Below are 25,069 nucleotides of genomic sequence, written 5' to 3' on the forward strand. Positions count from 1 at the left end.
CCCCCGCCCCGCATGATCAAGACATCAACAAAAACAAAAACGGAAAACATCCCTCATGCGCACCGTCTCTTCCGCGTCCACGGCCCCGGCGGCCGGCTCCCGCTCCACCCATTCATTGATCACCTGGCGGCTGATGCCGCTGTTGCTGCTGTGCTACCTGTTCGCCCACCTGGACCGCATCAACATCGGCTTCGCCAAGATGCAGATGAGCGCCGACCTGCACCTGAGCGACACGGTGTACGGCTTCGGCGCCGGACTGTTCTTCATCGCCTACGCGCTGTTCGGCGTGCCCAGCAACCTGGCCCTGGAGCGGGTGGGCCCGCGGCGCTGGATCGCCACGCTGATGGTGGTGTGGGGGCTGCTGTCCACCAGCATGCTGTGGATCGATGGCGCCACGGGATTCTATGCACTGCGGTTCCTGCTGGGGGTGGCCGAGGCCGGGTTTTTCCCTGGCATCCTGGTGCTGCTCAACCGCTGGTACCCGGCGCGGCGGCGGGCACAGGTCACGGCGCTGTTTGCCATTGCCGTGCCCATGGCGGGCGTGGTGGGCGGGCCGTTGTCGGGGGGCATCCTGCAGGCCTTCCATGACGTGGGCGGGCTGCGCGGCTGGCAATGGATGTTCCTGATCGAAGGCCTGCCGGTGGTGGTGCTGGGCCTGGTGGTGCTCAAGGCCCTGCCTGACCATTTCGAACGCGTCAGCTGGCTGAGCGCCGCGCAAAAGCGCGAGCTGCGCGAAGAAATGGCCGGCGAGGAGCAGCGCAAATCCATCACCTCCCTGGGCGGGATCGTGCGCGACGGCGACGTGTGGCTGCTGGTGGCGATCTATTTTGCGGTGATGCTGGCGGTCAATACCCTGGCGTTCTGGATGCCGACGCTGATCCATGGCGCCGGCATCGGCAGTGACGGCCAGGTGGGCGTGCTCAGCGCCGTGCCCTACCTGGCCGGCTGCCTGTTCATGCTCGGCTGCGGGCGCTCTTCGGACCGCCAGCGCGAGCGCCGCTGGCACCTGCTGGTACCACTGCTGATGGCGGCGCTGGGCATCGCCCTGGCCGGTGTCGCGCCAACGCATGCGCCGCTGGTGATGACCGGCCTGGTGATCGCCGGCATGGGCGCCAGCGCCGCCCTGCCGATGTTCTGGCAGCTGCCGCCGGCCTTCCTGGCCAACAACACCCAGGCGGCGGGCATTGCCCTGATCAGCTCCATCGGCAGCGTGGCTTCGTTCCTGGCGCCCTACCTGATCGGCTGGATGCGCGATACCACCCACAGCACCAGCCTGGCGCTGTATGTGCTGGCGGGGTTCATCACGTTGGGCGGGCTGCTGGTGCTGCGCACCCGGGCAGCCATCGTCAACCCGCAGTAAACCACCGCGATTTCACAACAATAACAAAGGAATCACCCCATGCATGCACGCCTGTTTCGCCGCACCGCGGGGGCCGGCCTGTGCGCGGCGCTCGCCCCGCTGGCCGCCCACGCCGACTTTATCCAGGACAGCAAGGCCAGCCTCGAACTGCGCAATTTCTACCTCAACCGCGATTTTCGCCAACCGGGCGCGGCCCAGAGCATGGCCGCCGAGTGGGCCCAGGGCTTTATCCTGCGCATGGAATCGGGCTACACCCAGGGCCCGGTGGGCTTTGGCCTGGACGCGCTGGGGGAGTTGGGCGTGAAACTGGACTCCAGCCCCGACCTGCGGGGCACCGGGCTGCTGCCCTATGGCGCCAGCCACCAGCCAGCCGATGACTTCAGCGAATTGGGGCTGACCGCCAAGGCCCGGGTCAGCCAGACCGTGCTCAAGGTCGGCACCCTGCTGCCGCAACTGCCGGTGGCGACGTACAACGACGTGCGCCTGCTGCCTTCGACCTACACCGGCACGCTGCTGAGCAGCCAGGACCTCACCGGGCTGACCCTGAACGCCGGGCGCCTGACCCGGCAGAACCTGCGCGACTCTTCCAGCAATGACGCCATGAGCTACGGCGGCGTCGACAGCGACCACCTGGACCTGGCCGGCGGCACCTGGCGGGTGACGCCCACCCTGGCCGCCAGCTATTACTACGGGCAAATGCAGGACATTTACCGCCAGCACTTCATCGGCCTGGTGCATGACCTGCCCCTGGGTGAACGCCTGAAGCTGCACAGCGACCTGCGCTACTTCGTCACCCGCGAGCAGGGTGACGACGCTTACCGCAGTGCCAGCCGGGTGGATGGCGGGCGCATCGACAACCGCTTTTTCAACGGCATGCTGACCCTGGGCGACGGGCCCCACAAGTTCGGCGTGGGGTATCAGCACCTGGCCGGTGATGGTGACTTTGCCTACCCGGGGCTGGACCCCTACTCCGTCAACCTCGTGACCATCAGCCCCTTCACCAAGGCCGGCACCGATGCCTGGCAGGCACGCTACGACTACAACTTCGCAGCCTTGGGGATTCCCGGCCTGACCTTCATGACCCGCTACGTGGACGGCCGCCACGTGCGCACGACTACGGTGGCGGATGGCCGCGAGCGCGAACGCGATACCGACCTGGTGTACGTGGTGCAAAGCGGCCCGCTGAAGGACGTCAGCGTGCGCTGGCGCAACGCAGCGTTTCGTTCGGGCAGCGGCTTGACCACCGCCATCGACGAGAACCGGCTGATCATCGGCTACACCCTGGCGTTGTGGTAGCTGGCGCCGTCCTGTAGCAGCTGCCGAAGGCGGCGTCTGGCGCACGCGGTGTATCAGCTGGCGCGCAGTGCCTGTGACGCGGCCTGGCGGCCGCTGCTACAGGTTGCCATGAAAAGTACAATCAGACCCAGCGAAACGCCATTTCCGGCAGCACGCCCAGCGGCAATCATGGAGCCCAGGTCACACGCCATGCGATAACAATAATGAGCACGCCGTCACCCCTTCAAACCCGCCTGCCGCTGCCGGTATTCACCCGGGGTCATCTGCGCGTAGCGCTGGAAAAACCGGCTGAAATACGCCGGGTCCTTGAACCCCAACGCGAAACAGATTTCGTTGGCCGAGCTGCCGGTGTACAGCAGCAGGCGCCGCGCTTCCTGCATCAGGCGCTCCTGGATCAGCCGCTTGGACGGCAGGTCGGCGATACGCCGGCACACGTCGTTGAGCCGCGCTTCGGTCACGCCGATGCCGCAGGCGTAGCTGGACAGCGGCCAGTGCTGGCGGTAGTGCACCTCGATCAATTCGTTGAAGCGGTGGAAGATCTTCAGGTCTTCATGGCGCGCCGGGCGCGCGGCCAGCGAGTTGGCGCACAGGCGCAGCAGGCTGATCATGATCAAGCGCGTCAAGTATTCCAGGGCCGCCGCCCGCCCCGGCTGGTCGGCCTCGATTTCGCACGCCAGCTCGTCGAACAAACGCTCCAGCCGAGCGATCTCGCCCCTGTACTCAGGCCCCAGGTGCGCCAGCGCCACGCAGGCGGCCGGCAGCTGCGGGCCGGGCGCCAAGGCGGCGTCGGCCTCGATCAACTGCCACACCAGTTGCTGGCGCACCGTCAGCACATGCCCATCGGCGTCGGCCTCGGTGACGAACGAGTGCGGAATGGTCGGCGGCGTGAGGAAAAACATCGGCCCCGACTCCACGAACTGCTGGTCATCCAGGTACACCCGCACAGTGCCACTCTTGACGTAATGCACCTGGAAAAACCGATCGTGGCGGTGCACCGGCATGTTGCGGCCAAAGAACCCGGCCAGGTTGCCCAGGCGGTCGTAGTGCACCTCGGCGTCGCTGTAGCGCTGGTCGTAGACCTGGCCAATGTTGATGTTGGGGATGGGTTGCCTGTCCTTCATGTCGCGACCTCGATGTTCTTGTTATGGCGTGGCTGGCCGGCCCGCACGGCCATTGTGCCACGCTTGACGATGATTAACTTCTTAATTATAAAGTTAACACATTAATTACTTTTCGCAGGGCCGACCCGCCCTGCTCCACCAGGAGATCCGCATGAGCCGTGCCCTGCATGACATTGCGACCGGTACCCTGTTCGGCGTTGCGCTGAACTACCAGGGCCTGCTGCAACAACGCCTCGCCGAATTCGACCAGCCGCCCTACAAGCAGGCGCCGGTCAAGCCGGTGCTGTTCATCAAGACCCCCAACACCCGCAACGTGCACCAGGGCGACGTGGTCTACCCAGCCGGCGTCGAGCACCTGCAACCTGGCCCGGCACTGGGCGTGGTAATCGGCAAGGACGCCAGCCGCGTCAGCGCCGCCGACGCCCTGGCCTACGTGGCCGGCTACACCATCGTCAACGAATTCAGCCTGCCGGAAGACAGCTACTACCGCCCCGCCGTAAAAGCCAAGTGCCGCGACGGTTTCTGCGCCCTGGGCCCGACCCTGGTGCCGGTGGACGCCATTGCCGACCCGCACCAGCTGACCCTCAAGCTGTTCGTCAACGATGAGCTGGTGCAGGAAAACACTACCGCCAACCTGGTGCGCGGCATCCCCCAGCTGATCGCCGAACTCAGCGAGTTCATGACCCTGCACGCCGGCGACGTGCTGATCACCGGCACCCCCGAGGGCCGCGTCGACGTACGCCCCGGCGACCGCGTGGACGTGGACATCACCGGCCTTGGCCGGCTCACCAACCGCATCGTGGCCGAGTAAGGGAACGCAGATGAAACACGCCAAAATTCGTTTTGAAGGCCAGGACCACGCGGTCACCGTCGAGGCCGCCAACGCCGTGCGCCTGGCCGATGGCCGCCTGCTGGGCGAACACCAGGTGCAGTGGCTGCCGCCTGCCAGCGGCAGCATGTTCGCCCTGGGCCTGAACTACGCCGACCACGCCAAGGAGCTGGCCTTCGCGCCGCCCACCGAGCCGCTGGCCTTCGTCAAGTCGCCGGGCACCTACACCGGCCACAACCAGGTTACCTGGCGCCCGGACAACGTTGCCTACATGCATTACGAGTGCGAGCTGGTGGCGGTGATCGGCAAGCCGGCGCGCAACGTCAAGCGCGAGGACGCCCTGCAGTACGTGGCCGGCTACACCGTGTGCAACGACTACGCGATCCGCGACTACCTGGAAAACTACTACCGCCCCAACCTGCGGGTAAAAAACCGCGACGCCACCACCCCGGTCGGCCCATGGATCGTCGATGTGAGCGATGTGCCCGACGTCAGCAACCTGACCCTGCGCACCTGGATCAACGGCGAGCTGCGCCAGGAAGGCAGCACCGCCGACATGATCTTCGACATCCCCTTCTTGATCGAATACCTGTCCAGCTTCATGACCCTGCAACCGGGCGACATGATCGCCACCGGCACGCCCGAGGGCCTGGCCGACGTGGTGCCGGGCGATGAGGTGGTGGTGGAAGTGGAAGGCGTGGGCCGGCTGGTCAACCGTATCGTCAGCGAAGCTGATTTCTTCAAGAACAATAAGGCGTAATCATCATGATCAAGCACTGGATCAACGGCCGCGAAGTCGCAAGCAAGGACGTGTTCGTCAACTACAACCCGGCCACCGGCGAAGCCATTGGTGAAGTTGCCAGCGGCGGCGCCGAGGAAGTCGCGCAAGCCGTGGCTGCGGCCAAGGAAGCCTTCCCGAAATGGGCGGCGACCCCCGCCAAGGAACGCGCCAGGCTGATGCGCAAGCTGGGCGAGCTGATCGACCAGAACGTGCCGCACCTGGCCGAGCTGGAAACCCTGGACACCGGGCTGCCGATTCACCAGACCAAGAACGTGCTGATTCCGCGCGCCTCGCACAACTTCGACTTCTTCGCCGAAGTGTGCACGCGCATGGACGGCCACAGCTACCCGGTCGATGACCAGATGCTCAACTACACCCTGTACCAGCCGGTGGGCGTGTGTGGCTTGGTGTCGCCGTGGAACGTGCCGTTCATGACCGCCACCTGGAAGACCGCGCCGTGCCTGGCGCTGGGCAACACCGCCGTGTTGAAGATGAGCGAACTGTCGCCGCTGACCGCCAACGAACTGGGGCGCCTGGCCGTGGAAGCCGGCATCCCCAACGGCGTGCTCAACGTGATCCAGGGCTACGGCGCCACCGCCGGCGATGCCCTGGTGCGCCACCCGGACGTGCGCGCCATCTCCTTCACCGGCGGCACCGCCACGGGCAAGAAGATCATGCAGACAGCGGGCCTGAAGAAGTACTCCATGGAACTGGGCGGCAAGTCGCCGGTGCTGATCTTCGAGGACGCCGACCTTGAGCGCGCCCTGGACGCTGCGCTGTTCACCATCTTCTCGCTCAACGGCGAGCGCTGCACCGCCGGCAGCCGCATCTTCATCCAGGAAAGCGTGTACCCGCAGTTCGTCGCCGAGTTCGCCGCGCGCGCCAAGCGCCTGATCGTCGGCGACCCGCAGGACCCGAAAACCCAGGTCGGCTCGATGATTACCCAGGCCCACTACGACAAGGTCACCGGCTACATCAAGATTGGCCTGGAAGAAGGCGCCACCCTGCTGGCTGGCGGCCTGGAGCGCCCGGCCAACCTGCCGGCGCACCTGGCGCGCGGGCAGTTCATCCAGCCCACGGTGTTCGCCGACGTGAACAACAACATGCGCATCGCCCAGGAAGAGATCTTCGGCCCGGTGGTGTGCCTGATCCCGTTCAAGGACGAGGCCGAGGCGCTAAAGCTGGCCAACGACACCGAGTACGGCCTGGCCTCCTACATCTGGACCCAGGACATCGGCAAGGCGCACCGCCTGGCCTATGGTATCGAGGCGGGCATGGTGTTCATCAACAGCCAGAACGTGCGCGACCTGCGCCAGCCGTTCGGTGGCGTGAAAGGCTCGGGCACCGGCCGTGAAGGTGGCCAGTACAGCTTCGAGGTGTTCGCCGAGATCAAGAACGTGTGCATCTCCATGGGCAGCCACCACATCCCGCGCTGGGGCGTATAAATCCGTAGCCGCTGCCGCCAGGCTGCGCTGGCCAGCATGAGCCCTGAAGTGCTCCAGTGCACTCCAGGGCCCGCGCAGCCTTCGGCAGCGGCTACGTCATAACAACAATACTCAGGAGACGGACCATGGGCACCCTCGCCTTAGCCGCCAAGATCACCCACGTACCCTCCATGTACGTCAGCGAACTGGACGGCCCGATGAAGGGCTTCCGCCAGCCGGCCATCGACGGCCACCACGAGATCAGCCGGCGCTGCCGCGAGCTGGGCGTGGACACCATCGTGGTATTCGACACCCACTGGCTGGTCAACGCCAACTACCACATCAACTGCGGCCCGCACTTCAAGGGCCTCTACACCAGCAACGAGCTGCCGCATTTCATCAGCAACATGAGCTATGAATTCCCCGGCAACCCCGAACTGGGACAGATCCTGGCCGAGGTGGGCAACCGCTTCGGCGTCGAGACCATGGCCCATCACGCTACCACCCTGGCGCCCGAGTACGGCACCCTGGTGCCCATGCGCTACATGAACCAGGACCAGCACTTCAAGGTGATCTCGGTGTCGTCGCTGTGCACCTCGCACTACCTCAACGACAGCGCCCGGCTGGGCTGGGCCATGCGCAAGGCGGTAGAGGACCACTACGACGGCACCGTGGCGTTCCTGGCCAGCGGCTCGCTGTCGCACCGCTTTGCCCAGAACGGCCAGGCGCCGCAGTTCGCCACGAAAATCTGGAGCCCGTTCCTGGAAACCCTGGACGAGCGCGTGGTGCAGATGTGGCAAAACGGCGAGTGGGAGGAGTTCTGCGGCATGCTGCCCGAGTACGCGGCCAAGGGCCACGGCGAAGGCTTCATGCACGACACCGCCATGCTGCTGGGGGCGCTGGGCTGGTCCGAGTACGACGGCAAGGTGGAGGTGTTGACCCCCTACTTCGCCGCCTCGGGCACCGGGCAGATCAACGCGATTTTCCCGGTGACGCCGCAAGACGGCTCGCGCATTCCCCCCGTGCAGGCCGCCAACCTCGCCAATGTGGTGTCCACCAGCCGCCTGTAAACAGGAGTTCCCATGCCTCACCTGGTACTGCTCTACACCCCGGACCTTGAACCGGAAACCGACTTCAAGGGCCTGACCCGCGCCCTGGCTGACACCATGCTGGCCCAGCGTGACGAAGCCGGCAAACAGGTGTTCCCCACCGGCGGCACCCGCGTGCTGGCCTACCCGGCGCAGCACTGCGCGGTGGCCGACGGCAATGGCGACTACGGCTTTCTCTACGCCAACCTGCGCATGGCCGCCGGCCGCAGCGCCGCCGTGCACAAGGCCGTGGGCGATGCCCTGATCCAGGTGCTGGAAGCCCACCTGGCTCCCCTGCTGGAACGCCGCCCGGTGGGCATCACCCTGCAGATCGACGAAAGCCCCGGCCAGGTCTACGACGCCAAGCGCAGCAGCCTGCACCCCCTGTTCAACCAATGATTCCGAGGTTTCCCATGCTCGACCACGCTTTCATCCAGCAAGCCGCCCAGCGCCTCGACGAGGCCGAGCGCAGCCGTGAACAGGTGCGCCAGTTCTCCCTGGACCAACCGAACATCACCATCGAGGACGCGTACGCCATCCAGCGCGTGTGGGTAGAGAACAAGATCAAGGCCGGGCGCAAGCTGGTGGGCCACAAGATCGGGCTCACTTCGCGGGCCATGCAGGTGTCGTCGAACATCACCGAGCCGGATTTCGGCGCGCTGCTGGACGACATGTTCTTCGACGAAGGCAGTGACATTCCCTTCAACCGCTTCATCGTGCCGCGCGTGGAAGTCGAGCTGGCGTTCATCCTCGGCAAGCCGCTCAAGGGCCCCAACGTCACCGTCTTCGACGTGCTGGACGCCACCGAGTGGGTGATCCCGGCGCTGGAAATCATCGACGCGCGCATCCAGCAGGTCGACCCGCAGACCAAGGCCACCCGCAAGGTGTTCGACACCATCAGCGACAACGCCGCCAACGCCGGCGTGGTCATGGGTGGCCGCGCCGTGCGGCCTACCGAGATCGACCTGCGCAAAGTGCCGGCGGTGCTGTACCGCAACGGCGTGATCGAGGAATCGGGCGTGTCGGCTGCGGTGCTCAACCACCCGGCCAAGGGCGTGGCCTGGCTGGCCAACAAGCTGGCGGCCTATGACGTGACGCTGCAGCCGGGCCAGGTGATCCTCGGCGGTTCGTTCACCCGCCCCGTGGCCGCCAACCCGGGCGACACCTTCCATGTCGACTACGACATGCTCGGTTCCATCGCCTGCCGTTTTGTCTAACCCACCATCACCGTAGCCGCTGCCGCCAGGCTGCGCTGGCCCTGGAGTACCCTGAACATCTCCAGGGCTCACGCGGGCCGGCGCAGCCTGCGGCAGCGGCTACAGGAGTTTTTGCATGATCATCAACACCTTCAAGCAACGCCTGCGCAGCGGCCAGGCGCAGATCGGCCTGTGGCTGGGCCTGGCCAACCCGTACTGCGCAGAGCTGGCCGCCAACGCCGGTTTCGACTGGCTGCTGATCGACGGCGAGCACGCCCCCAACGACCTGCGCAGCTTGCTGGGCCAGTTGCAGGCCGTGGCGCCGTACGCCAGCCAGCCGGTGATCCGCCCGGTTATCGGCGACACTGCGCTGATCAAGCAGGTGCTGGACCTTGGCGTGCAGACCCTGCTGGTGCCCATGGTGGAAAGCGCCGAGCAGGCCCGCGAACTGGTGCGCGCCACCCGCTACCCGCCGTCCGGCGTGCGCGGCGTGGGCAGTGCACTGGCGCGGGCGTCGCGCTGGAACACCGTGCCGGGTTACCTGGACCAGGCCGATGAACAGATGTGCCTGCTGGTGCAGATAGAAAACCGCGAGGGCCTGGCCAACCTCGACGCCATCGCCGCCGTGGAAGGCGTGGATGGCGTGTTCATCGGCCCGGCTGACCTCAGCGCGGCCATGGGCCACCGCGGTAACCCGGGGCACCCCGAGGTGCAGGCCGCCATCGAGGACGCCATCGTGCGGGTGCAGCGGGCAGGCAAGGCGGCGGGCATCCTCAGCGCCGATGAAACGCTGGCGCGGCGCTACCTGGAACTGGGCGCGGCCTTCGTCGCGGTGGGCGTCGATACCACGGTGCTGATGCGCGGGCTGCAGGGCCTGGCGGCGAAGTTCAAGGACACCCCGCCGGCCGCCATCGGCAACGGCGTCTACTGACGCGCGGCGCGTTTGGACGCGGCCTTGCGGCCGCTGCTACAGACGGGTACGGCGCGGTGTAAGGCTGCTACGGGCGTTTGAGGGCCTTGAGGTCGTTGAGCAGCGCCAGCAGGGTCTTGAGCTTTTCCTCGCCGAACTGCTCTTGCAGGCGCCCGTAGTTGCGTTCCATGTCCTGGCTCATGGACTCGAACAGCGCCTCCCCCTCGGCGTCCAGTTGCACCAGCACCCGCCGCTGGTCCTGCTCGGCCTTGCGCCGGCGCACCATGCCGGCGGCCTCCATGCGTGTCAGCACCCCCGTCATGCTGGGCCGCAGGATGCAGGCCAGGTCGGCCAGCTGGTTGATTTCCAGTTCGCCCTGTTGGCTGAGGATACGGATGATGCGCCACTGCTGTTCAGTCAGCCCATGCTGGTTCAACGACGGGCGGAAAAAGCTCATGGCCACTTCACGCGCCTGCAGCAGGTTCAAGGTCAAGGACGGTCGGGGTGAGGACATGGGAGGGCCAGGCATTCAAGTTAATAGATTAACTAATTTAGCATTTCCGCAGCGCCGACGACACTGCGAACAGTGATCAGGCCGCCCCTGTCATCGCGTGATTGATACGGTAATCCTTGGGCGATTGTTCGAACTGCTTCTTGAAGGCGCGGCTGAAATGCGCCGAATCGGTGAAGCCCCATTTATAGGCGATGGAGGTAATGGACTCGCCGCGCAGGAACGGGTTGCCCAAGTCGTCGGCGCTGCGCTGCAGGCGCGCCCGCTGGATGTAGCGGCAGACGCTGTCGCCGTCTTCCTCGAACAGCCGGTACAGGTGGCGCACCGAGATATTCAGGCGCAGGGCCAGGCTGGCCGGGGTCAGGCCGGGTTGCCCCAGCGACTCGCCAATGACCTGCTGCACCTGACTGCGCAGCTGGCGGCTGCCCAGCTCCGCCATTGTTCCCAGGCCTTCGTCATGGCCCTCGAAACTGCCGCCCAGCAACGACACGAAGGCGTCCTGCAGGGCGTCGCCACGCACCCCGTCAGGGTCTTCGGGCTCGCCCTCGCGGCACAGCTGGTCCACGAGCAGGTGCAGCATCCGCCCGCACATCTTCTTCGAGGAAATCTTGCCGAACGCCGCAGTGCCCTGCCCCAGCTGCTTGAGCACCTGGGGGCGCGGCAGCGACAGCGAAGCGTGCTCGATCAGGCCGAACGGGGTGATCTGGCAGGCGCCCACCGAGTCCATCAGCGCCAGGTCGCCCGGGCCCAGCTCGACGCTGGCGCCGCCCTGGGTGATGCGCGAATGGCCGGCACGCTGGCTGACCAGGAAGCATTGGCCATCGTCGGTGGTGTCGGGGGCATTGCCGGCGCGGGAGATGCGGCCGGCATTGGTGCGCAGGGTGGCCACTTCCAGGCCGCCGCGGCAGGCCAGGGATATGTCGCCAATGAACAGCGCGCGGTTGAAGGCCAGCTCCGTGTCGAAGTGGCCACAAATCTGGCGGATAGTCCGGGTCCAGCGCTCCAGTCCATCCAGGCTCGGCTGCAGACTGCTCATGTATACCTCCACACGCATTACTTATTCTTGTGCCTCAATAGTTAACATGTTATCCATTGAGGCACAACTACAAAGCTGAGTGTGGAACCTTGAGCAATAACCAGGCCAGGGTCGCTACACGGCCGCCAGGCAGCGTTGCAGGCCGGCCAGGGCCGCCAGCAGCAACGGCCGCTGGACGTCGTCGAGACGAACGTAGCGGCGGAAGGCCGGCAGCCGGTTGACCACCTCGCTGGCGCCCATGTGTTCCAGGGTGATACGCCATTCGCCCTGGCGGGCCTGCAGCTGCAGGCGCTTGAAATCCAGCGGCATCAACAGCGTGCGCAGGGCTTGGTCCTGCTCCAGCGCGCGCTTGACCTCGGCGCCCCAGCCGGTCTTGCTGCCAGCACCGACACAGACCACGCCGGTGCGCCGCAACGCGCCACTATGGCGCAATTGCAATGGCAGCTCGCACTGTTGGGAGGCAGGCGCGCGCACGCTGAACTCGGTCATCACCAGGTGCATCAGCCACTGGCTTTCAACCCGCTCCACCACCTCCACGGGCAGGCCCTGGGCGGTCAGGAACGCGCCCTGGCCCGGCGTGGCGCCAGCGAGCGCCGCCAACCCCAGGTTGCGCCGCACCTGTTCCAGGGTCGCCCCCGGGCGGTAGCCCGCCGGGGCTCGGTCAAGCAGGCGACGTAACATGGGCGCTGTGCTCCGTGGCAGCCTGGCCCGGCTCGCGGGCGAATTCGTTGGCCAGCACGTCCTCGACGCGGGCCGGCTTGAACGGGTTGACCTTCTGCACCACCAGGGTCCAGAACAACGCGTAGGCCGCCGTGCCTCCCAACATGATCCCGAACGGCACGTAGATGTCCGCAGGGTTCATCCCCGGTGGCGTGATGTACCACATGCCCAGCAGGATGCCGGCACTGGACAGGATCTGCGGCAGCGGGAACAGCGGCGAGCGGTAGGCACGCGGCAGGTCGGGCCGACGAATGCGCAGGATCACCACCGACAGGGTCACCAGCAGGTACGCGGTGCTCCAGGCGCACACTGCCGCCAGCACCAGGTGCAGGATATTGTCGGCGTTGCCGCCCAGGTACCAGGCGTGCAGGCACGGGATCAACGCGGCCACGGCGATGCACACCACCGGCGTCTTGAAACGCGGGTGCAGGTAGGTGAAAAACCGCGGCAACGCGCCGTCCACGGCCATGCCATAGAGGATGCGCGGCACGCCGGCCATCAGCGTGTTGATGGTGGCAGCGCCCGCGAACAGGAAGCCTGCGCCCAGCCACATCGGGCCAATGTCACCCATCACCTGGGCGGCGAACTTGGGAATGGCCATGGGGGTGTCCAACAGATGCAGGCCGGTGGCCGGGTCCAGCAGCAGGTTCGCGACCTGGCGCTTCATGGCGGCGCCGTAGACGAACATGCAGGTGGCCACCCCCAGCAAGCCGAGAATCATGGCCTTGGGCATGGTCGAGGCCGACTTGCGCAGGTCCGGCGCCAGCGGCGTGACGAACTCGCAGCCCACGAACATGAACATGGCCATGCCCACCAGCGACAGGATGGTGACCAGGTCGCTACCCACCAGAGACTCGCCGAACCAGCCGTCCAACTGCACCGCCGGCGCCGCCACCAGGCCCAGCACGCCGAACACCATCAAGGTGACCCACATGCCGAAGGTGAGGATGATTTCGGCGCGGCCGAAGGCGCTGACGCCAAAGGCATTGAGCACGCCGAAGCCGAGCACGAAGGCCACGCCCAACAGCCAGGAGCCACCCGCCGACTCGACCAGGGTGTTGAGGTGTTCGAAGTTCACCAGCGCCATCACCCCGGACATGATCGTCTCCGCGGTGCCGGCGAACACATGCACGATCAGGTACGCGGACAGCGTACCGGTGATGGCGAAAAAGCGCCCCATGCCGCAATTGATGTAGTCATACACCGAGCCGGTGGTGGGCAGGATGCTCGCGGCTTCGGCAAAGGTGGTCGCCTGCGCCAACATCAGCACCACGGCAATCAGCATGGCCACGGCAAACGCGCTGCCGCCGATGCCGAAGCCCATGGTCGCGGTAAGGATCACCGGGCTGGCCATGATCAGGCCGATAGTACTGGCCAGCGCCGTGGGAAAGCCCACGGTGCCGCGGTTCAGGTGCTCTGTGAGCTTATGGTGGGTCGACATCGTCTGCATGCCCCAGCGTGGGTTGGACAAAAAAGATAAGCAGCGCACTGCCTTCCATCTTCCCTGATGCCCGTGGCCGCGTGCCTGCACTTTGCACCTTCTGCCCTTGCCCAATCTTGCCCATGGCTGCCGAGGAATTTGCCGCAGCCTGCCAGCGTGCCGCCGACCATGGCACGCCCGGCGGACGCTGGCCACCGGGCTGGGGGTGTTTTCTGGGGGTTGTGACCCAGGGGGACATAGCCGCTCCCCCTGTTGGCATCACGCCTATTCCGAATCGATCAGGCTGTCGGTCTTCGCGCTGCCCTTGTCCCGGTCCACCTGGGCATCCTGGTCGGACCCCGGGTTGCCGGGCGGCGGATCCCAGTCAACCGGGCGTTCGCCGGTCCCCTGTTTCGGCTCGGAACTGGTGTGCTCAAGCCCCGAGTCGTGCTCGGGCGTGTTGTCATCCGGCCCTGGATAGGCGGCTTCTGGTCCGTTGGTTGTGTTCACCATGATGATGACTCCCCTAGGGGGCGCGGGGTATCCGCGCCTATAGGTGGGAGGCCGGGGGAGCGACGCAAGTGCCGCGGCGCCGACGGGTGGGCGGTGGTTGCCTATAGGCAACCAGCCGGTTCGCCGGCGATGGCGCCCTTGGCGAGCAATCGATCCATCGGCGGCTTCGCCTCGGTGTTGCCAGCCTGCACAGCGGCGCGGTAGCACGCCAGCGCACGCGGCACGTCGGGGGGGCCCAGGCGCCCTGACTCGAGCCCTTCGGCCAGGGAGCCCAGGGCTTGCGCATTGCCGGTCGCTGCGCCTTGCTCCAACACGGCCCGGGCTTGCGCCGGGGCGACGCAGGTGTCGGCGCCCGCCGGGTCGCCACCATCGCAGTAATACCACGCCAGCATGGCGGCCCTGTCGGGGTGCCCCTTCAGGGCCGCCAGGTAAAGCTTTTCCGTAGCGGCATAGCCCAGGTTAGGCGCCATTTCCGACATGCTCAGGCTGGCCGCGCTGTAGCTGGCATCCGGGTCACCCGAACCGGCAGCGCACACCCAGTATTCTTCCGCTGCCTGGAAAAACTCGGCCGTCAACGGGTAACGCTCAGGGCCGCCAAGCTGCCCGTAGACATCCGCCCGGGCGGCGCAGCGCTGTTCAGCCAGTGACATGCCGGCGGTGCCGGGCAACTTCAACTGCGCATCGCGTACCGACCAGTCCTCGATACCCGTGAGCACCCAGCAGCGCTCGTGGGCGAAGGTGTAGACCTTGATGTTGCCCAGGCCTGCGCGCTTGTCGGTGTAGGTGGCAGACAGGCCATCAGCCGCCAGGTTGATCGAGTCCACCGGCGGGTGCGCGATAGCGGTCATGAGCGGAAACTTCAGCGCCCGGCTGTCCACCAACGGCTGGTAGGGCACGACGCCTGCGGCGGTAGGCACCAGGTGCAACGCGCGCACGTGGTGCTTGAGGAAAGCGGATTGCAGGCCAATGTCCGCCGAAAACGCTGGCAGAAATTGCTCGAAACGCTGGGACGGGCAGACACTGGCGACGTTTGCCTGCGCCCAACCGGCCATTGGCCAACAAAACGATAACGCCAGGGCGAGACGCCACTGCCGTGTGAAAGCTGTCATATGATTTCCCTATCCATGTCTATCCAGCCGCTGGCCCTGCCACCGGCGCTGCGCTGGCCAGCGCAGCCTTCGGCAGCGGCGACGGCTTGGGGCCGCATCAGTACCCGTGGAACTCCCGGAACAGCTGCCCCTTATGATATTCCACCCACTCCACCACGTCGAAAGGCAGGTACAGCTGCTGCCGCGCCCGGGAAATGGCGATGTACACCGCGCAGATCCGTTCGTCGAAGGCGTAGGCATCCTTGAACTGCACCGTGGTCAGCAGCTCGGGGGTCAGCAGCACGCGGTCGAACTCCATGCCGCCGGCGTCCTGCGCCATCATCAGCAGGCAGCCTTTGCCGGCCTGTACCTGCAAGCGGTTCAGGCGGGTGATGTCGGCCAGGTTGAAGCCCTTCTCCAGCGCTGACTCCACCCACAGGAAGGCTTCATCGTACTGATGGGCCTCGCGCACCTGGCGCCAGTCCAGCAGCTCGTTGAAATCCGCGTGGCCGGCCTGGTCACGGCTGTAGAACGCGGGCTTGAACAGGGTGATGGCCGTGCTCATGAACAATTGGAGGTCGGCCTGTGCAGCCTTGTCCGGCAGGCTGAAGGCACAGTTGGCCTGCTCCAGCTGCATGGCCCAGCGCATGGTGTCCCAGCGCGAGGCCGTCAGCACCGCACAGCCTTCAGGCGGCACAAAGCCCTCGGGATAATGCTCCACCCCCACGTCAGCGTTGCGGGCGCCCTCGAAGTACACCTTGCTCTTGGCCGAGTGTCGGGAGATCAGCGGGTTGACCAGGCGCTCGACGTTACGCCCCGAACGCACCGAATAGCTCAGGTCACTCTTGCGCACCTCGCGCGTGCGCCGCACGGTGGCCCCCTTGACCTGCTGGTACTCGTCGCCCAGGGTGATCAACACCTGCTTGCCGCGCTCGATGATCTGCAACAGCGACGCGGGAATGTCCTGGCTTTCGTCGATCAGCACATGGGTGAAGCGCGCCGGCACCACGCTGCCTGCCAGGCTGGCCCGCTTGATCATCAGCAACGTGGCGAAGTCGCCCCGCCCGGCCCACGCCGGGTTCGCGTCCAGGTAGCTCCACAGGCGACTGGCGTATTCGAGCAACACCTGGGTGTCAGTGCTGCTCAGCGGCTGCTGGAAATGCGGCAGGTGGCCGGCGCCCAGGCTGTAGTCCCTGGAGCCCGAATACCGCGCCAGCACCTTGATGCACAGGTTCAGCGTGGCCTGGGCGTCGTAGCCGCGAAAGCCCAGGATATTCAGCTCCAACGCCAGCGCCTGCCCGGTCGGCAGCCCGGCCACCTTGTTCGGCGGGCGAAACCTGGAGTGCTTGAGCAGCGCATAGGCAAAGCCTTCGAAGGTGGCCCCCGCTTTCCTGTCCCGCGGCCCGCCCATGTGGCCACGCAACACCTCGAGCTTGCCCGACGTGCGCGCCAGCACCAGGGTGGCCTCCGGGGTGAGGAACTCCAGCAGGGCCCCCAGCAGGTGGCTCTTGCCCACCCCCGCGTAGCCTTGCACATGCAAATCCTCGCCCAGGTTGGCGCGGAAGGTGCGCACCAGCTTGTCCTGGGCGTCGCTCAGCCAGCGCTCCCGGTGCCGCGCCGTCACCACCTGCTCGCGGTACGGGTTGTTCGCCTGGTGGTGGCGCACACTGAAGCAGTTGTCCCACTCGCCGCCCGGCAGCAGGTAGGCCTGCGCCGCCACCTCCTCGGCCTCGAGGAACCGCAACGGCAGCTGCTTGATGGCCTCAAGGCCGTAGTACAGCTTGCCCTGGTCGAACAGCCGCTGCGCCTCGCCCAGCAGGCCCGCCGGCTGCTTCGCCGCGGCCGCCCAGGCGATCAGCCGGGCCAGCACCTTCTCGACGCCGGCGGCGTTGAGGTCTTTTTCCGCGGCCTGGGCCAGGTTCTGGATCACCAGCACGGCAGCCAGTTCCGGGGCACTCAGGGCGGCGAGTCCGGCCGCGCCGTCGTCGGCCAGCAGGCGTGTGCAGGTCTCCTGGGTAACAGGCAGGAACAGGGGGCTGGACAGGTCAAGATGTTCGGGGTGCATGTACGCTCATTGCCAAACAGGACGGCTTGCGGCGGCATTTGTCGCCTGGCGCCTTGGGTAGCGTGGAAGTATGCCACTTCCGTCCACGGACACTGAGGCTCTGGGGAGGAAATTATCTCGACAGAACGTTTCAACTGCGTCGCCGGCGGCAGCGTCTATGGTGTAGGGGTGACCAGGAGTAATTACCCATGACAACGCAAACACTCACGGTCAACGGCCTGCAACTGCACGTCTCGGTCCGCGGCCAGGGCGCACCGCTGCTGTTGCTCAACGGCCTGGGCGGCTTGATGCCGACCTTCGACCCGCTGCGCGACGAGCTGGCGGACTACACCACCCTCACCCTCGACGTGCCCGGCGTCGGCCAATCCCAGGCGCCCCGCTGGCCCCTGCGCCTGCCCGGCCATGCCGAAGTGATTGCCGGGATGCTCACGCAGCTGGGCCTGGAGCAGGTCGATGTGTTCGGCGTGAGTTGGGGCGGCGCCCTGGCGCAGGAGTTCGCCCTGCGCTACCCGGCCCGGGTACGCCGGCTGATCCTGGCCGCCACCTCGGCCGGCCCGGCAATGTGGGTGAAGCCAGGCGATGTGCTGGACTTTCTCGGCCGCGGCAGCAACGTCAAGGGGCAGCCAGAAAAAGGCTCGCGCAACTCACTGAAGGCGCTGCTGCACTTCGGCGTGACCAAAGGCATGCTCACCGCCAACCCCGGCGCCTACTACTACCAACTGGCCGCCCTGGCGGGCTGGACCAGCCTGCTGCGGCTGCACCGGCTGCGCCAGCCCACGCTGATTCTTGCCGGTGACCGCGACACCCTGGTCCAGCCCTACAACGCGCGAATCCTGCGGCGTGCCATTAAGGGTGCCGAAGTGCGGGTGATGGAGGACGAGGGGCATTTTTTCGTGGTGACGCGTGCAAGGGAGACGGCGGAGGTGGTGCGGGCGTTTTTGTGTCGGGAGGGGGGTGATGAGGCGTTGCGGGGTTCGGTGTTCGTCGGCGGCTGAGGCTGTCATGCGCTGGGCGGGGTCCGCGGCAACTGGACGCGAGCCTGGGAGCGGACGGGCGCGATGAACCAATTGCATTTCAATATCAAACTCTCAATAATCCGCTCGCAAATGATATAAGTTCTCTTTCGCCAGTATTTCTCAGGTAAGTCACCTCAATGTCGAACCCGCCTTCTGCGTCTGTCGAGCGCCTGTATGCTGAGCACAACGCCTGGTTGCGTCACTGGCTGGGCTGGCGCCTGGGGTCGAGTGTCGATGCGGCGGACCTGGCGCAGGACACCTTTGTGCGCCTGCTGCTGAAGCCTGTGCAGCCTGTTTTCGACAACGCACTGGCCGCTCGCGGCTATCTTCGCAAGATCGCGAATGGCATGTGCATCAACCTCTGGCAGCGACGAGAGATCGAACAGGCCTGGCTCGACACCCTGGCCGCTCAACCGGAGCGCTACGCGCCGTCGGCAGAACAGAGTGCGGCCGTGTTGCAAGCCTTGCAGGAGGTCGGGCGGATGCTGATCGAGCTCCCCGACAAAGCCGCGCAGGCGTTTGTACTGGCGGTGGTGTGTCAAATGACTGACCGCGAAGTGGCCGCCCAGCTGGGTGTGTCCGATCGCATGGTGCGCAAGTACGTGGCGCGGGCGATGCTGGGCTGCCTGCAGCTGCAGGCGGCGTCTGAAGCCACCGCGCTGTGTGCCGAGACACCCTGCTGATGCCTGGCCAACCCGGGTTCAAGGTCATGGAGCAAGCGGCCGAGTGGTACGCCGAATTACGCTGTGGCGAAGCCGGCCCGGCGCAGCGAGCGGCGTGGCATCAATGGGTTGAGGCAGACCCAGCCCATCGGGTGGCATGGGAGGCAGTGCAATCCATCAGCCTGCGCTTCGACCCCTTGCACAAGTTGCCGGACCGCCGTCGCGCTGCCGACGATCTGTTGCTGGCGCACCAGCGGGTAAGGCGCCGCGCAGTGTTGCGTAGCCTTGGTTTACTCGCCGGCATCGGTGCCTTCTGGTCGAGCTGGCGCCTGACGCCGCTGCCCACCTGGGGTGCCAGCCTGGTCGCCGATTACCGCAGCGGCATCGGCGAGCTGAGGCACGTGCAATTGGCGGATGGCAGCCGCGTGTGGCTAAACACCACGACTGCTTTTGACATTGACTTCTCGGGCAGCCATCGCCTGGTGCACCTGCTCATGGGCGAGGTGCTGATCGAGACTGCACACGATGCCGAGCGGCCGTTTATTGTCAGGACCGCGCAAGGTCGCTTCCGCGCGTTGGGCACCGAATTCAGCGTACGGCTGCACGACCAGGCCACCGAGCTGACGGTGTTCGCGGGCGCTGTTGAAGTCAGCCGTGCCGACAGCAGTGAGAACCGGGTCGTTCAGGCGGGTCGCCGGCAGAGCGTCGCGGTGGGCCCGCTGCCACCGACTGCCCCGGCAGACCTTGCAAGGCGGGCATGGTCTGGGGGCATGTTGCTGGCCCAGGACATTCCTCTGGGCCAGGTGCTCGACGAACTGTCGAGCTATTGGTTCGGCCACATCGCCATAGATCCTGCGGTGGCGCAGTTGAATGTCTTCGGCACCCTGCCGGTGCGTGATGTCGACGCCGCGCTTTCCATCCTCGCCTCGTCCCTGCCGATCAACGTTGACCGGCGCATGCCCTGGTGGATCACCATCAGCGCCAGCAACAGCAAGCCCTGAATATTTTTTTCAATACGGTTCCGCTTTTCAGGGCCTCGCCGGGTTTAGGAGTGAACCCAACCCATCTCATCGTCTTGAGGACAAGGAACCGATGTTTTATCGTCCCCGTTGCGCCCCCCTAGGTTTGTGCGCTTCCCTGCTGACCTTCGCCGCCTGCTCATTGCCCAGCGCCATGACCCTGGCCGCTGAAACGGCAACCCGCGAGTACGACATACCCTCCGGCCCGCTCAGCAACGTGCTGTCGCGCTTCGCCGCTGAATCAGGCATTTATCTGGTGGGCATGAGCGAGATGGCGCAGGGACGCAGCAGCCAGGGCCTGCATGGCCGCTATGACGTCAACGCCGGGCTGACGATGCTGCTGGCCAGTACCGGGCTCACGGCGCAGGTGATCGGTAACAATGAATACCGGTTGCAAGTGGCAGACGTCTCCGCCCTGGAGTTGGCTGCAACCAACATCAACGGTCGGTTGGGCTCGGTCACCGAAGGTACGGGGTCCTACACCACCGGTGCGATCACACTGGGTAAAGGTGAGCACAGCATCAAGGAGACACCGCAATCGGTGACCGTCATTACCCGCAAGCGTATGGATGACCAAAACCTCAACACCATCGATCAGGTGATGGAGCAGACGCCCGGCGTTACTGTGTCCGGCTCGCCCATGGGGGGAAAATATTTCTACTCCCGCGGTTTCAAGATGGACGCGCCGTTCCAGTTCGATGGTGTACCGCTGGACATCGGCGGCAACTACGTCCAGGCCAACAGCTTCAGCAGCGACATGGCATTCTACGATCACGTCGAATTTCTGCGAGGGGCCGCAGGCATGATGCAAGGCGCCGGCACGCCGGCCGGCGCGGTCAACCTGGTGCGCAAACGCGGCCAGGCCACACCTTCCACCACCCTCACCTTATCGGGCGGGACGTGGGACAACTACCGCACGCAGGTTGATGTGGGCGGCCCGCTCAACGCAGATGGCACCCTGCGCGGCCGTGCCATCGTGGGCGAGCAAAGCCGGCATTACTTTTACGACTACGGCAAGCGCGAGGACCAGGTGGCCTACGGCGCGCTGGACTATGACTTCAACGACGACACCACCGCGGGTATCGGCATAGCTTACGAGAAGCTGCAGGCCACTCCTTGCTTCGGCGGCCTGCCCAGCTACAGCGATGGCTCTGACATCAAGCTCAAGCGCTCGACCTGCCTGGGCGCCAGTTGGAACCACTGGGACAGTGAACGCACCACAGTCTTTGCCGACGTCAAACACCGCCTCAACGATGACTGGAGCACACGCCTTGCCGGGGTCTACTCCCACAACCTGCAGGACATGAAATACGTACAAGGCATAGGCGTCGGTACCGTCGCGCCAGGTGCGACGTCCTCCTCGATCCAGTCCATTGCCGGGCTGTTTGACTACGACTCGGTTGACTATGGTTTCGATGGCTACCTGGACGGCAAATTCCGCGCCTGGGGCCTCGAGCATGAGCTGACCCTTGGCGCCAACACCAGCTACTCCCACAGCCATGACACCTGGGCGCTGGCGTTCATGCAGCAACGCTCGGACGTGTTCAACCCCACCCACTTCGTCGAGCCCAGCGACAGCTATATCATCAACAACAGCTACCGTGGCGGCTGGCCGTACCCCAGCAAGACCACCGTCAAGCAGCAAGGGCTCTACGCCAACCTGCGCGTGAAACTCGCCGAGCCACTGACCGTGGTACTGGGCGCCCGCGTCAGCGACTGGCACTACACCAATGACAGCCACGCATATGGCGTTGCACCTGCCGACGAGCGCAGGGAAACCGGCCAAGTCACGCCCTTTGCCGGCATTCTGTTCGACCTGACGCCCAACCTGACGCTGTACGCCAGCTACGCCGACGTCTTTCAACCACAATCCTACACCGACGCCAGCGGCAAGGTGCTGGCCCCCAAGACCGGCAAGAACTACGAACTGGGTATCAAGGGCGAGTGGTTCGACGGTGGGCTCAATGGCTCGATGAGCCTGTTCCGCACCTATCAGGAACACGCCGCCGTGGCGGTCAACGATGCCTCGATCTGCGCCTCCTGCTCTATCGACACTGGCAAGGTTCGCGCGCAAGGCGTCGAGATGGAACTCAACGGATCGCCGCTGGAACGTCTTCAGGTCAGCGCGGGTTACACCTACACCACCACCGAAACGTTAAGCCCAGTGCGCAGCGTGAACGTCGCGGTGAGTGACGGCACCACGTACAACACGCTCATTCCGCGTCATTCGTTGCGCCTGTGGAGCGACTACCAACTGGCCGGCGACCTGAGCCGTTGGACCCTTGGCGGCGGCGTGACCGCACAAAGCGACATCTCTCGTCTCTCCAGCACCATCAAGACCGAGCAGGCCGGCTATGCGCTGTGGAGCGCCCGGCTGCAATACCGCATCGACGACCATTGGAGCGTCGCGCTCAACGGTAACAACCTCTTCGACAAGACCTATTACGCGACCATCGGCGACCGCACTGGCGGTAACTACTACGGTGATCCGCGCAACTATATGGTGACGTTGAAAGGGAACTTCTAGACCGCGTAGGCATGCTGGCGGCAGACGCTGGCATGTCATTTTGCGAAAGGCGGCTGTGGGTTGAAAGCAACCATCGGCGGAGGGTGCTGTCGGTCAGAAGCCGCCCCTCCGTCGACGCCGGTTACCAGCCTTGCCACAGCTTGGAACCGAGGTGTTCGGTGCTGCCAACCTGGTTTTTGATAGTCTTGCCCCTTCCGCTTTCAAGGCATGAGCCGGCATGAATATCATCAGCGCAACGATGCACCAATCGAAACACACCACGGCCCCTCACCCGGTTTTCACGCTTGACTCCATTCCACTGGACAACTGGATCAAAGGCATCGCGTATGACAGCGCGGGCAATGACATCACCGAGGGTCTGGTCCCTGCACAAGGTTGGTTGATTGAGGACGACCACCTTCGATACGCATGGCAAGTGCTCGAACCCGCCGCACAAGACGGCTCGACGATCGTGCCGCTGTTGGTCTGCGCCGATGACATGGATTTGAGCTGTACGGTCGCGGTAGTGGAGCAAGTAATAAGCGGCGACATTGTCAGCTGGACGCGTTTTGGTAGAGCACTCGACACCATTTCCGGCGTGATCACCGCCGTGAACTGGAACGAGACCAATCAACGAGCCTCATTCCACAGGGGTCAATTTCAAGACGCCTTGGCAGAATTCAAAAGGTTGACTGAGTATGCGTGGGCTTGAGCATGATTCGGCGCGCTTCGGCGGTTTAGCAGGGAGACGTGCATGACGCCGGATGACAGCGAGCTTGGTGTGGAGCGAGGGGAGCCAGCTCGTCGATGGTAGGTATGAGGAAATGGGCAAGGGTTGTTGAGGCCGTTTCGGCCGATAGTGGTGACTGCGACCGGGCAGGAGCGGACGCTAGTTCCCTGACCAAGGCCTATTGCCACCGTTCAGCACTACAAACGATAATGCAACCTATTCCCACTAAGCAGCTGGATGGCTTTTGCCGTGTCTTCCCCCTCAAGCGCCATCGTCGGCAATCTCTACGTAGAACATAATTCCTGGCTTCGCACCTGGTTGCGCAGACGTAAGGCCTGCCACAGCGATGCGGCCGACCTGGCCCAGGACACGTTCGTGAAAGTGCTCAAGGCATGCAACGCCCAGGATATACGGGATCCGCGACAGTATCTGGCAACCGTGGCCAAGGGTTTGATGATTGATCTGTTCAGGCGCCGCTCCCTGGAGCGGATCTACCTGGACACCCTCGCCTGCTTGCCCCCTGCCGAAGTGCCCAGCCTCGAGGAACAGGCGATTGTATTCCAGACCCTGCTTGAAGTTGATCGGATGCTCGCCGGCCTAGGGGCTAGGGTGCGCCAGGTGTTTATCCTCTCCCAACTCGACGGCCTTACGTATAAAGAGATTGCCGAACAATTGGGTCTGTCGGTTCGCACTGTCAATTACCACATGGCCAAGGCCATGGAGCACTGCTGTTTGATGCAACTGGAACTGGACGTATGAATTCAGGGCCAAGCCGCGCACAGCGTGACGCGATCCGCGAGGCGGCGCGTTGGTACGCAGTGCTCGCCTCTGGCGAGGCCAGTGAGCAGCAGCGTTTGCAATGGCACCAGTGGCATGACGGCAATCCCGAACGACAATGGGCGTGGGAGCGGATGCAAACCGTGACTGATGCCATGGGGCAGCTACCCCGACGGGTAGCATCCTCGACACTGCTCGGCGTCGCTCAGTCCCGTCGACAGGTACTCAGTGGGCTTGCGCTGTTGTTCGGCACAGGGGCATTGGGTCGTGCAGCATGGCGCAGTGATACCCGTCGCGAGTGGATGGCCGACTACCGAAGTGCAGTGGGAGAGCGGCGCGAGATCAACCTGGCAGATGGCACACGAATGTTGCTCGACACTGACACCGCGGTAGATGTGCAGTACGACAATCAACATCGCCTGCTGACGCTACGCCGAGGAGAAATCCTGGTGACAACGGGCAGTGATCAGCAACGACGCCCCTTCATGGTCGAAACTCGCTATGGGCGGGTGCTCGCGCTGGGAACGCGTTTCGCTGTCACTGTGGATGATGTCGGCGCTAACGTGTCGGTGTTGGAAAAAGCGGTTGAGCTGACGGTCGGTGCTGCCCCGGGCATCCGGCTTGAAGCGGGCCAGCAGGTGCGATTCGGACCAAGTGGTGCTCAGCCCTTGCGTCTCAATGATGCGACGGTGGCAACGTGGGAACAGGGTCACCTGATCGCGATCGATGAGCCTCTGGCAAGCCTGATCTCCCGCCTGTCCCGATATCGCACCGGCATTCTCCAATGCGATCCGCAGATTGGCAGGATGAAGGTGTCGGGGTCGTTCCCTATCGACGACACCGACCATGCACTGGAGGCGCTGCAGAGTGCCTTCCCGGTACAGGTCGTTCGGCGCACCCGCTATTGGGTCTCGGTGGTGGCTCGCGACGGGCGCCGATAAAATTTCCGCAAGCGTTGCACTTTTCCTGCACCTGGCTCGGCCTACCCCTGGAAACGGATT

At 64.9% G+C, this 25,069-nt stretch carries 24 protein-coding genes; 16 read left to right on the forward strand and 8 right to left on the reverse strand.

Going from position 1 to position 25,069, the window contains the following annotated elements:
• Positions 1-55: 55 nt before the first annotated feature.
• Positions 56-1,360, forward strand: a complete 1,305-nt coding sequence (locus tag AC0J42_RS18530; RefSeq protein WP_473002943.1) for an MFS transporter — start codon at positions 56-58, stop codon at positions 1,358-1,360.
• Between the two features lie 39 nt (positions 1,361-1,399).
• Positions 1,400-2,656 (forward strand): OprD family porin, encoded by a 1,257-nt coding sequence (locus tag AC0J42_RS18535; protein ID WP_473002945.1) that lies wholly within the window; start codon positions 1,400-1,402, stop codon positions 2,654-2,656.
• A 215-nt stretch (positions 2,657-2,871) separates the two neighbouring features.
• On the opposite strand, the gene hpaA is transcribed toward AC0J42_RS18535, so the two are convergent.
• Positions 2,872-3,777 carry a 4-hydroxyphenylacetate catabolism regulatory protein HpaA gene (gene hpaA / locus AC0J42_RS18540; RefSeq protein WP_473002947.1) on the reverse strand — a complete coding sequence of 302 codons (906 nt, stop codon included), beginning with the start codon at positions 3,775-3,777 and terminating at the stop codon, positions 2,872-2,874.
• 151 nt (positions 3,778-3,928) lie between these two features.
• Here hpaA and AC0J42_RS18545 point away from each other — a divergent pair, with 151 nt between their 5' ends.
• The 7 genes from AC0J42_RS18545 to hpaI all read left to right on the forward strand — a co-directional run bounded on the left by AC0J42_RS18545 (position 3,929) and on the right by hpaI (position 10,026).
• Positions 3,929-4,588, forward strand: a complete 660-nt coding sequence (locus AC0J42_RS18545; protein ID WP_473002950.1) for a fumarylacetoacetate hydrolase family protein — start codon at positions 3,929-3,931, stop codon at positions 4,586-4,588.
• Positions 4,589-4,598: 10 nt separating this feature from the next.
• Positions 4,599-5,366, forward strand: coding sequence for a fumarylacetoacetate hydrolase family protein (locus AC0J42_RS18550; protein WP_473002952.1), 768 nt, complete (start codon positions 4,599-4,601; stop codon positions 5,364-5,366).
• Positions 5,367-5,371: 5 nt separating this feature from the next.
• The gene (gene hpaE, locus AC0J42_RS18555) at positions 5,372-6,832 is read left to right on the forward strand and encodes a 5-carboxymethyl-2-hydroxymuconate semialdehyde dehydrogenase (RefSeq protein ID WP_473002954.1); all 1,461 of its coding nucleotides are present in this window, start codon (positions 5,372-5,374) and stop codon (positions 6,830-6,832) included.
• A gap of 125 nt (positions 6,833-6,957) precedes the next feature.
• A complete protein-coding gene (hpaD, locus tag AC0J42_RS18560) occupies positions 6,958-7,881 on the forward strand; it encodes a 3,4-dihydroxyphenylacetate 2,3-dioxygenase (protein WP_473002956.1) in 924 nt (307 codons plus the stop codon).
• Between the two features lie 12 nt (positions 7,882-7,893).
• Positions 7,894-8,298: a 5-carboxymethyl-2-hydroxymuconate isomerase gene (locus AC0J42_RS18565; RefSeq protein WP_473002958.1), complete on the forward strand. Its 405-nt coding sequence runs from the start codon at positions 7,894-7,896 to the stop codon at positions 8,296-8,298.
• A gap of 14 nt (positions 8,299-8,312) precedes the next feature.
• Entirely contained in the window at positions 8,313-9,116 is an 804-nt protein-coding gene (gene hpaH, locus AC0J42_RS18570) for a 2-oxo-hept-4-ene-1,7-dioate hydratase (RefSeq protein WP_268150593.1), read from the forward strand.
• Between the two features lie 115 nt (positions 9,117-9,231).
• Positions 9,232-10,026 carry a 4-hydroxy-2-oxoheptanedioate aldolase gene (gene hpaI, locus AC0J42_RS18575; protein WP_473002961.1) on the forward strand — a complete coding sequence of 265 codons (795 nt, stop codon included), beginning with the start codon at positions 9,232-9,234 and terminating at the stop codon, positions 10,024-10,026.
• A 67-nt stretch (positions 10,027-10,093) separates the two neighbouring features.
• Here hpaI and hpaR read toward each other — a convergent pair whose 3' ends face one another.
• The 7 genes from hpaR to AC0J42_RS18610 all read right to left on the reverse strand — a co-directional run bounded on the left by hpaR (position 10,094) and on the right by AC0J42_RS18610 (position 17,358).
• Positions 10,094-10,519, reverse strand: a complete 426-nt coding sequence (gene hpaR / locus AC0J42_RS18580; protein WP_473002963.1) for a homoprotocatechuate degradation operon regulator HpaR — start codon at positions 10,517-10,519, stop codon at positions 10,094-10,096.
• Positions 10,520-10,595: 76 nt separating this feature from the next.
• Positions 10,596-11,552, reverse strand: a complete 957-nt coding sequence (gene feaR, locus AC0J42_RS18585) for a transcriptional regulator FeaR (RefSeq protein WP_473002965.1) — start codon at positions 11,550-11,552, stop codon at positions 10,596-10,598.
• 114 nt (positions 11,553-11,666) lie between these two features.
• A complete protein-coding gene (locus AC0J42_RS18590; protein WP_473002968.1) occupies positions 11,667-12,233 on the reverse strand; it encodes a DUF3156 family protein in 567 nt (188 codons plus the stop codon).
• Positions 12,214-13,713: an APC family permease gene (locus tag AC0J42_RS18595; RefSeq protein ID WP_473002970.1), complete on the reverse strand. Its 1,500-nt coding sequence runs from the start codon at positions 13,711-13,713 to the stop codon at positions 12,214-12,216. The genes AC0J42_RS18590 and AC0J42_RS18595 overlap by 20 nt, the downstream gene beginning before the upstream one ends.
• Before the next feature lie 264 nt (positions 13,714-13,977).
• Positions 13,978-14,205, reverse strand: coding sequence for a hypothetical protein (locus AC0J42_RS18600; RefSeq protein ID WP_473002971.1), 228 nt, complete (start codon positions 14,203-14,205; stop codon positions 13,978-13,980).
• Between the two features lie 101 nt (positions 14,206-14,306).
• The gene (locus tag AC0J42_RS18605) at positions 14,307-15,257 is read right to left on the reverse strand and encodes an SEL1-like repeat protein (RefSeq protein ID WP_473002973.1); all 951 of its coding nucleotides are present in this window, start codon (positions 15,255-15,257) and stop codon (positions 14,307-14,309) included.
• A 154-nt stretch (positions 15,258-15,411) separates the two neighbouring features.
• Positions 15,412-17,358 (reverse strand): hypothetical protein, encoded by a 1,947-nt coding sequence (locus AC0J42_RS18610; protein ID WP_473002975.1) that lies wholly within the window; start codon positions 17,356-17,358, stop codon positions 15,412-15,414.
• A 188-nt stretch (positions 17,359-17,546) separates the two neighbouring features.
• Between AC0J42_RS18610 and AC0J42_RS18615 the strand changes: the two genes are divergently transcribed.
• The 7 genes from AC0J42_RS18615 to AC0J42_RS18645 all read left to right on the forward strand — a co-directional run bounded on the left by AC0J42_RS18615 (position 17,547) and on the right by AC0J42_RS18645 (position 25,009).
• Positions 17,547-18,353, forward strand: coding sequence for an alpha/beta fold hydrolase (locus AC0J42_RS18615; RefSeq protein ID WP_473002977.1), 807 nt, complete (start codon positions 17,547-17,549; stop codon positions 18,351-18,353).
• Positions 18,354-18,511: 158 nt separating this feature from the next.
• A complete protein-coding gene (locus AC0J42_RS18620; RefSeq protein WP_473002979.1) occupies positions 18,512-19,057 on the forward strand; it encodes a sigma-70 family RNA polymerase sigma factor in 546 nt (181 codons plus the stop codon).
• A 26-nt stretch (positions 19,058-19,083) separates the two neighbouring features.
• Positions 19,084-20,037: a FecR domain-containing protein gene (locus AC0J42_RS18625; protein ID WP_473002980.1), complete on the forward strand. Its 954-nt coding sequence runs from the start codon at positions 19,084-19,086 to the stop codon at positions 20,035-20,037.
• Between the two features lie 91 nt (positions 20,038-20,128).
• Positions 20,129-22,582 (forward strand): TonB-dependent siderophore receptor, encoded by a 2,454-nt coding sequence (locus tag AC0J42_RS18630; protein ID WP_473002982.1) that lies wholly within the window; start codon positions 20,129-20,131, stop codon positions 22,580-22,582.
• A 217-nt stretch (positions 22,583-22,799) separates the two neighbouring features.
• Complete coding sequence (locus AC0J42_RS18635) at positions 22,800-23,273, forward strand: hypothetical protein (RefSeq protein ID WP_473002984.1); 474 nt, start codon at positions 22,800-22,802, stop codon at positions 23,271-23,273.
• Between the two features lie 255 nt (positions 23,274-23,528).
• A complete protein-coding gene (locus AC0J42_RS18640) occupies positions 23,529-24,050 on the forward strand; it encodes a sigma-70 family RNA polymerase sigma factor (RefSeq protein ID WP_473002986.1) in 522 nt (173 codons plus the stop codon).
• On the forward strand, positions 24,047-25,009 hold the full coding sequence (locus AC0J42_RS18645; protein WP_416425019.1) for a FecR domain-containing protein: 963 nt from the start codon (positions 24,047-24,049) through the stop codon (positions 25,007-25,009). Before AC0J42_RS18640 ends, AC0J42_RS18645 begins: the two co-directional genes overlap by 4 nt.
• The last annotated feature ends 60 nt before the right edge of the window (positions 25,010-25,069 follow it).

This window comes from Pseudomonas sp. Tav-5-1A (assembly GCF_055755055.1).

Coding starts and splice junctions, on each gene's coding strand:
- AC0J42_RS18535 (WP_473002945.1), top strand. CDS start 1,400: ATGCATGCACGCCTGTTTCGCCGCACCGCGGGGGCCGGCCTGTGCGCG.
- AC0J42_RS18630 (WP_473002982.1), top strand. CDS start 20,129: ATGTTTTATCGTCCCCGTTGCGCCCCCCTAGGTTTGTGCGCTTCCCTG.
- AC0J42_RS18545 (WP_473002950.1), top strand. CDS start 3,929: ATGAGCCGTGCCCTGCATGACATTGCGACCGGTACCCTGTTCGGCGTT.
- AC0J42_RS18565 (WP_473002958.1), top strand. CDS start 7,894: ATGCCTCACCTGGTACTGCTCTACACCCCGGACCTTGAACCGGAAACC.
- AC0J42_RS18590 (WP_473002968.1), bottom strand. CDS start 12,233: ATGTTACGTCGCCTGCTTGACCGAGCCCCGGCGGGCTACCGCCCGGGG.
- AC0J42_RS18600 (WP_473002971.1), bottom strand. CDS start 14,205: ATGGTGAACACAACCAACGGACCAGAAGCCGCCTATCCAGGGCCGGAT.
- AC0J42_RS18610 (WP_473002975.1), bottom strand. CDS start 17,358: ATGCACCCCGAACATCTTGACCTGTCCAGCCCCCTGTTCCTGCCTGTT.
- AC0J42_RS18640 (WP_473002986.1), top strand. CDS start 23,529: ATGGCTTTTGCCGTGTCTTCCCCCTCAAGCGCCATCGTCGGCAATCTC.
- AC0J42_RS18550 (WP_473002952.1), top strand. CDS start 4,599: ATGAAACACGCCAAAATTCGTTTTGAAGGCCAGGACCACGCGGTCACC.
- AC0J42_RS18645 (WP_416425019.1), top strand. CDS start 24,047: ATGAATTCAGGGCCAAGCCGCGCACAGCGTGACGCGATCCGCGAGGCG.
- AC0J42_RS18635 (WP_473002984.1), top strand. CDS start 22,800: ATGAATATCATCAGCGCAACGATGCACCAATCGAAACACACCACGGCC.
- hpaD (WP_473002956.1), top strand. CDS start 6,958: ATGGGCACCCTCGCCTTAGCCGCCAAGATCACCCACGTACCCTCCATG.
- AC0J42_RS18605 (WP_473002973.1), bottom strand. CDS start 15,257: ATGGCCGGTTGGGCGCAGGCAAACGTCGCCAGTGTCTGCCCGTCCCAG.
- AC0J42_RS18620 (WP_473002979.1), top strand. CDS start 18,512: ATGTCGAACCCGCCTTCTGCGTCTGTCGAGCGCCTGTATGCTGAGCAC.
- hpaH (WP_268150593.1), top strand. CDS start 8,313: ATGCTCGACCACGCTTTCATCCAGCAAGCCGCCCAGCGCCTCGACGAG.
- AC0J42_RS18615 (WP_473002977.1), top strand. CDS start 17,547: ATGACAACGCAAACACTCACGGTCAACGGCCTGCAACTGCACGTCTCG.
- hpaR (WP_473002963.1), bottom strand. CDS start 10,519: ATGTCCTCACCCCGACCGTCCTTGACCTTGAACCTGCTGCAGGCGCGT.
- feaR (WP_473002965.1), bottom strand. CDS start 11,552: ATGAGCAGTCTGCAGCCGAGCCTGGATGGACTGGAGCGCTGGACCCGG.
- hpaI (WP_473002961.1), top strand. CDS start 9,232: ATGATCATCAACACCTTCAAGCAACGCCTGCGCAGCGGCCAGGCGCAG.
- AC0J42_RS18625 (WP_473002980.1), top strand. CDS start 19,084: ATGGAGCAAGCGGCCGAGTGGTACGCCGAATTACGCTGTGGCGAAGCC.
- AC0J42_RS18595 (WP_473002970.1), bottom strand. CDS start 13,713: ATGTCGACCCACCATAAGCTCACAGAGCACCTGAACCGCGGCACCGTG.
- hpaA (WP_473002947.1), bottom strand. CDS start 3,777: ATGAAGGACAGGCAACCCATCCCCAACATCAACATTGGCCAGGTCTAC.
- hpaE (WP_473002954.1), top strand. CDS start 5,372: ATGATCAAGCACTGGATCAACGGCCGCGAAGTCGCAAGCAAGGACGTG.
- AC0J42_RS18530 (WP_473002943.1), top strand. CDS start 56: ATGCGCACCGTCTCTTCCGCGTCCACGGCCCCGGCGGCCGGCTCCCGC.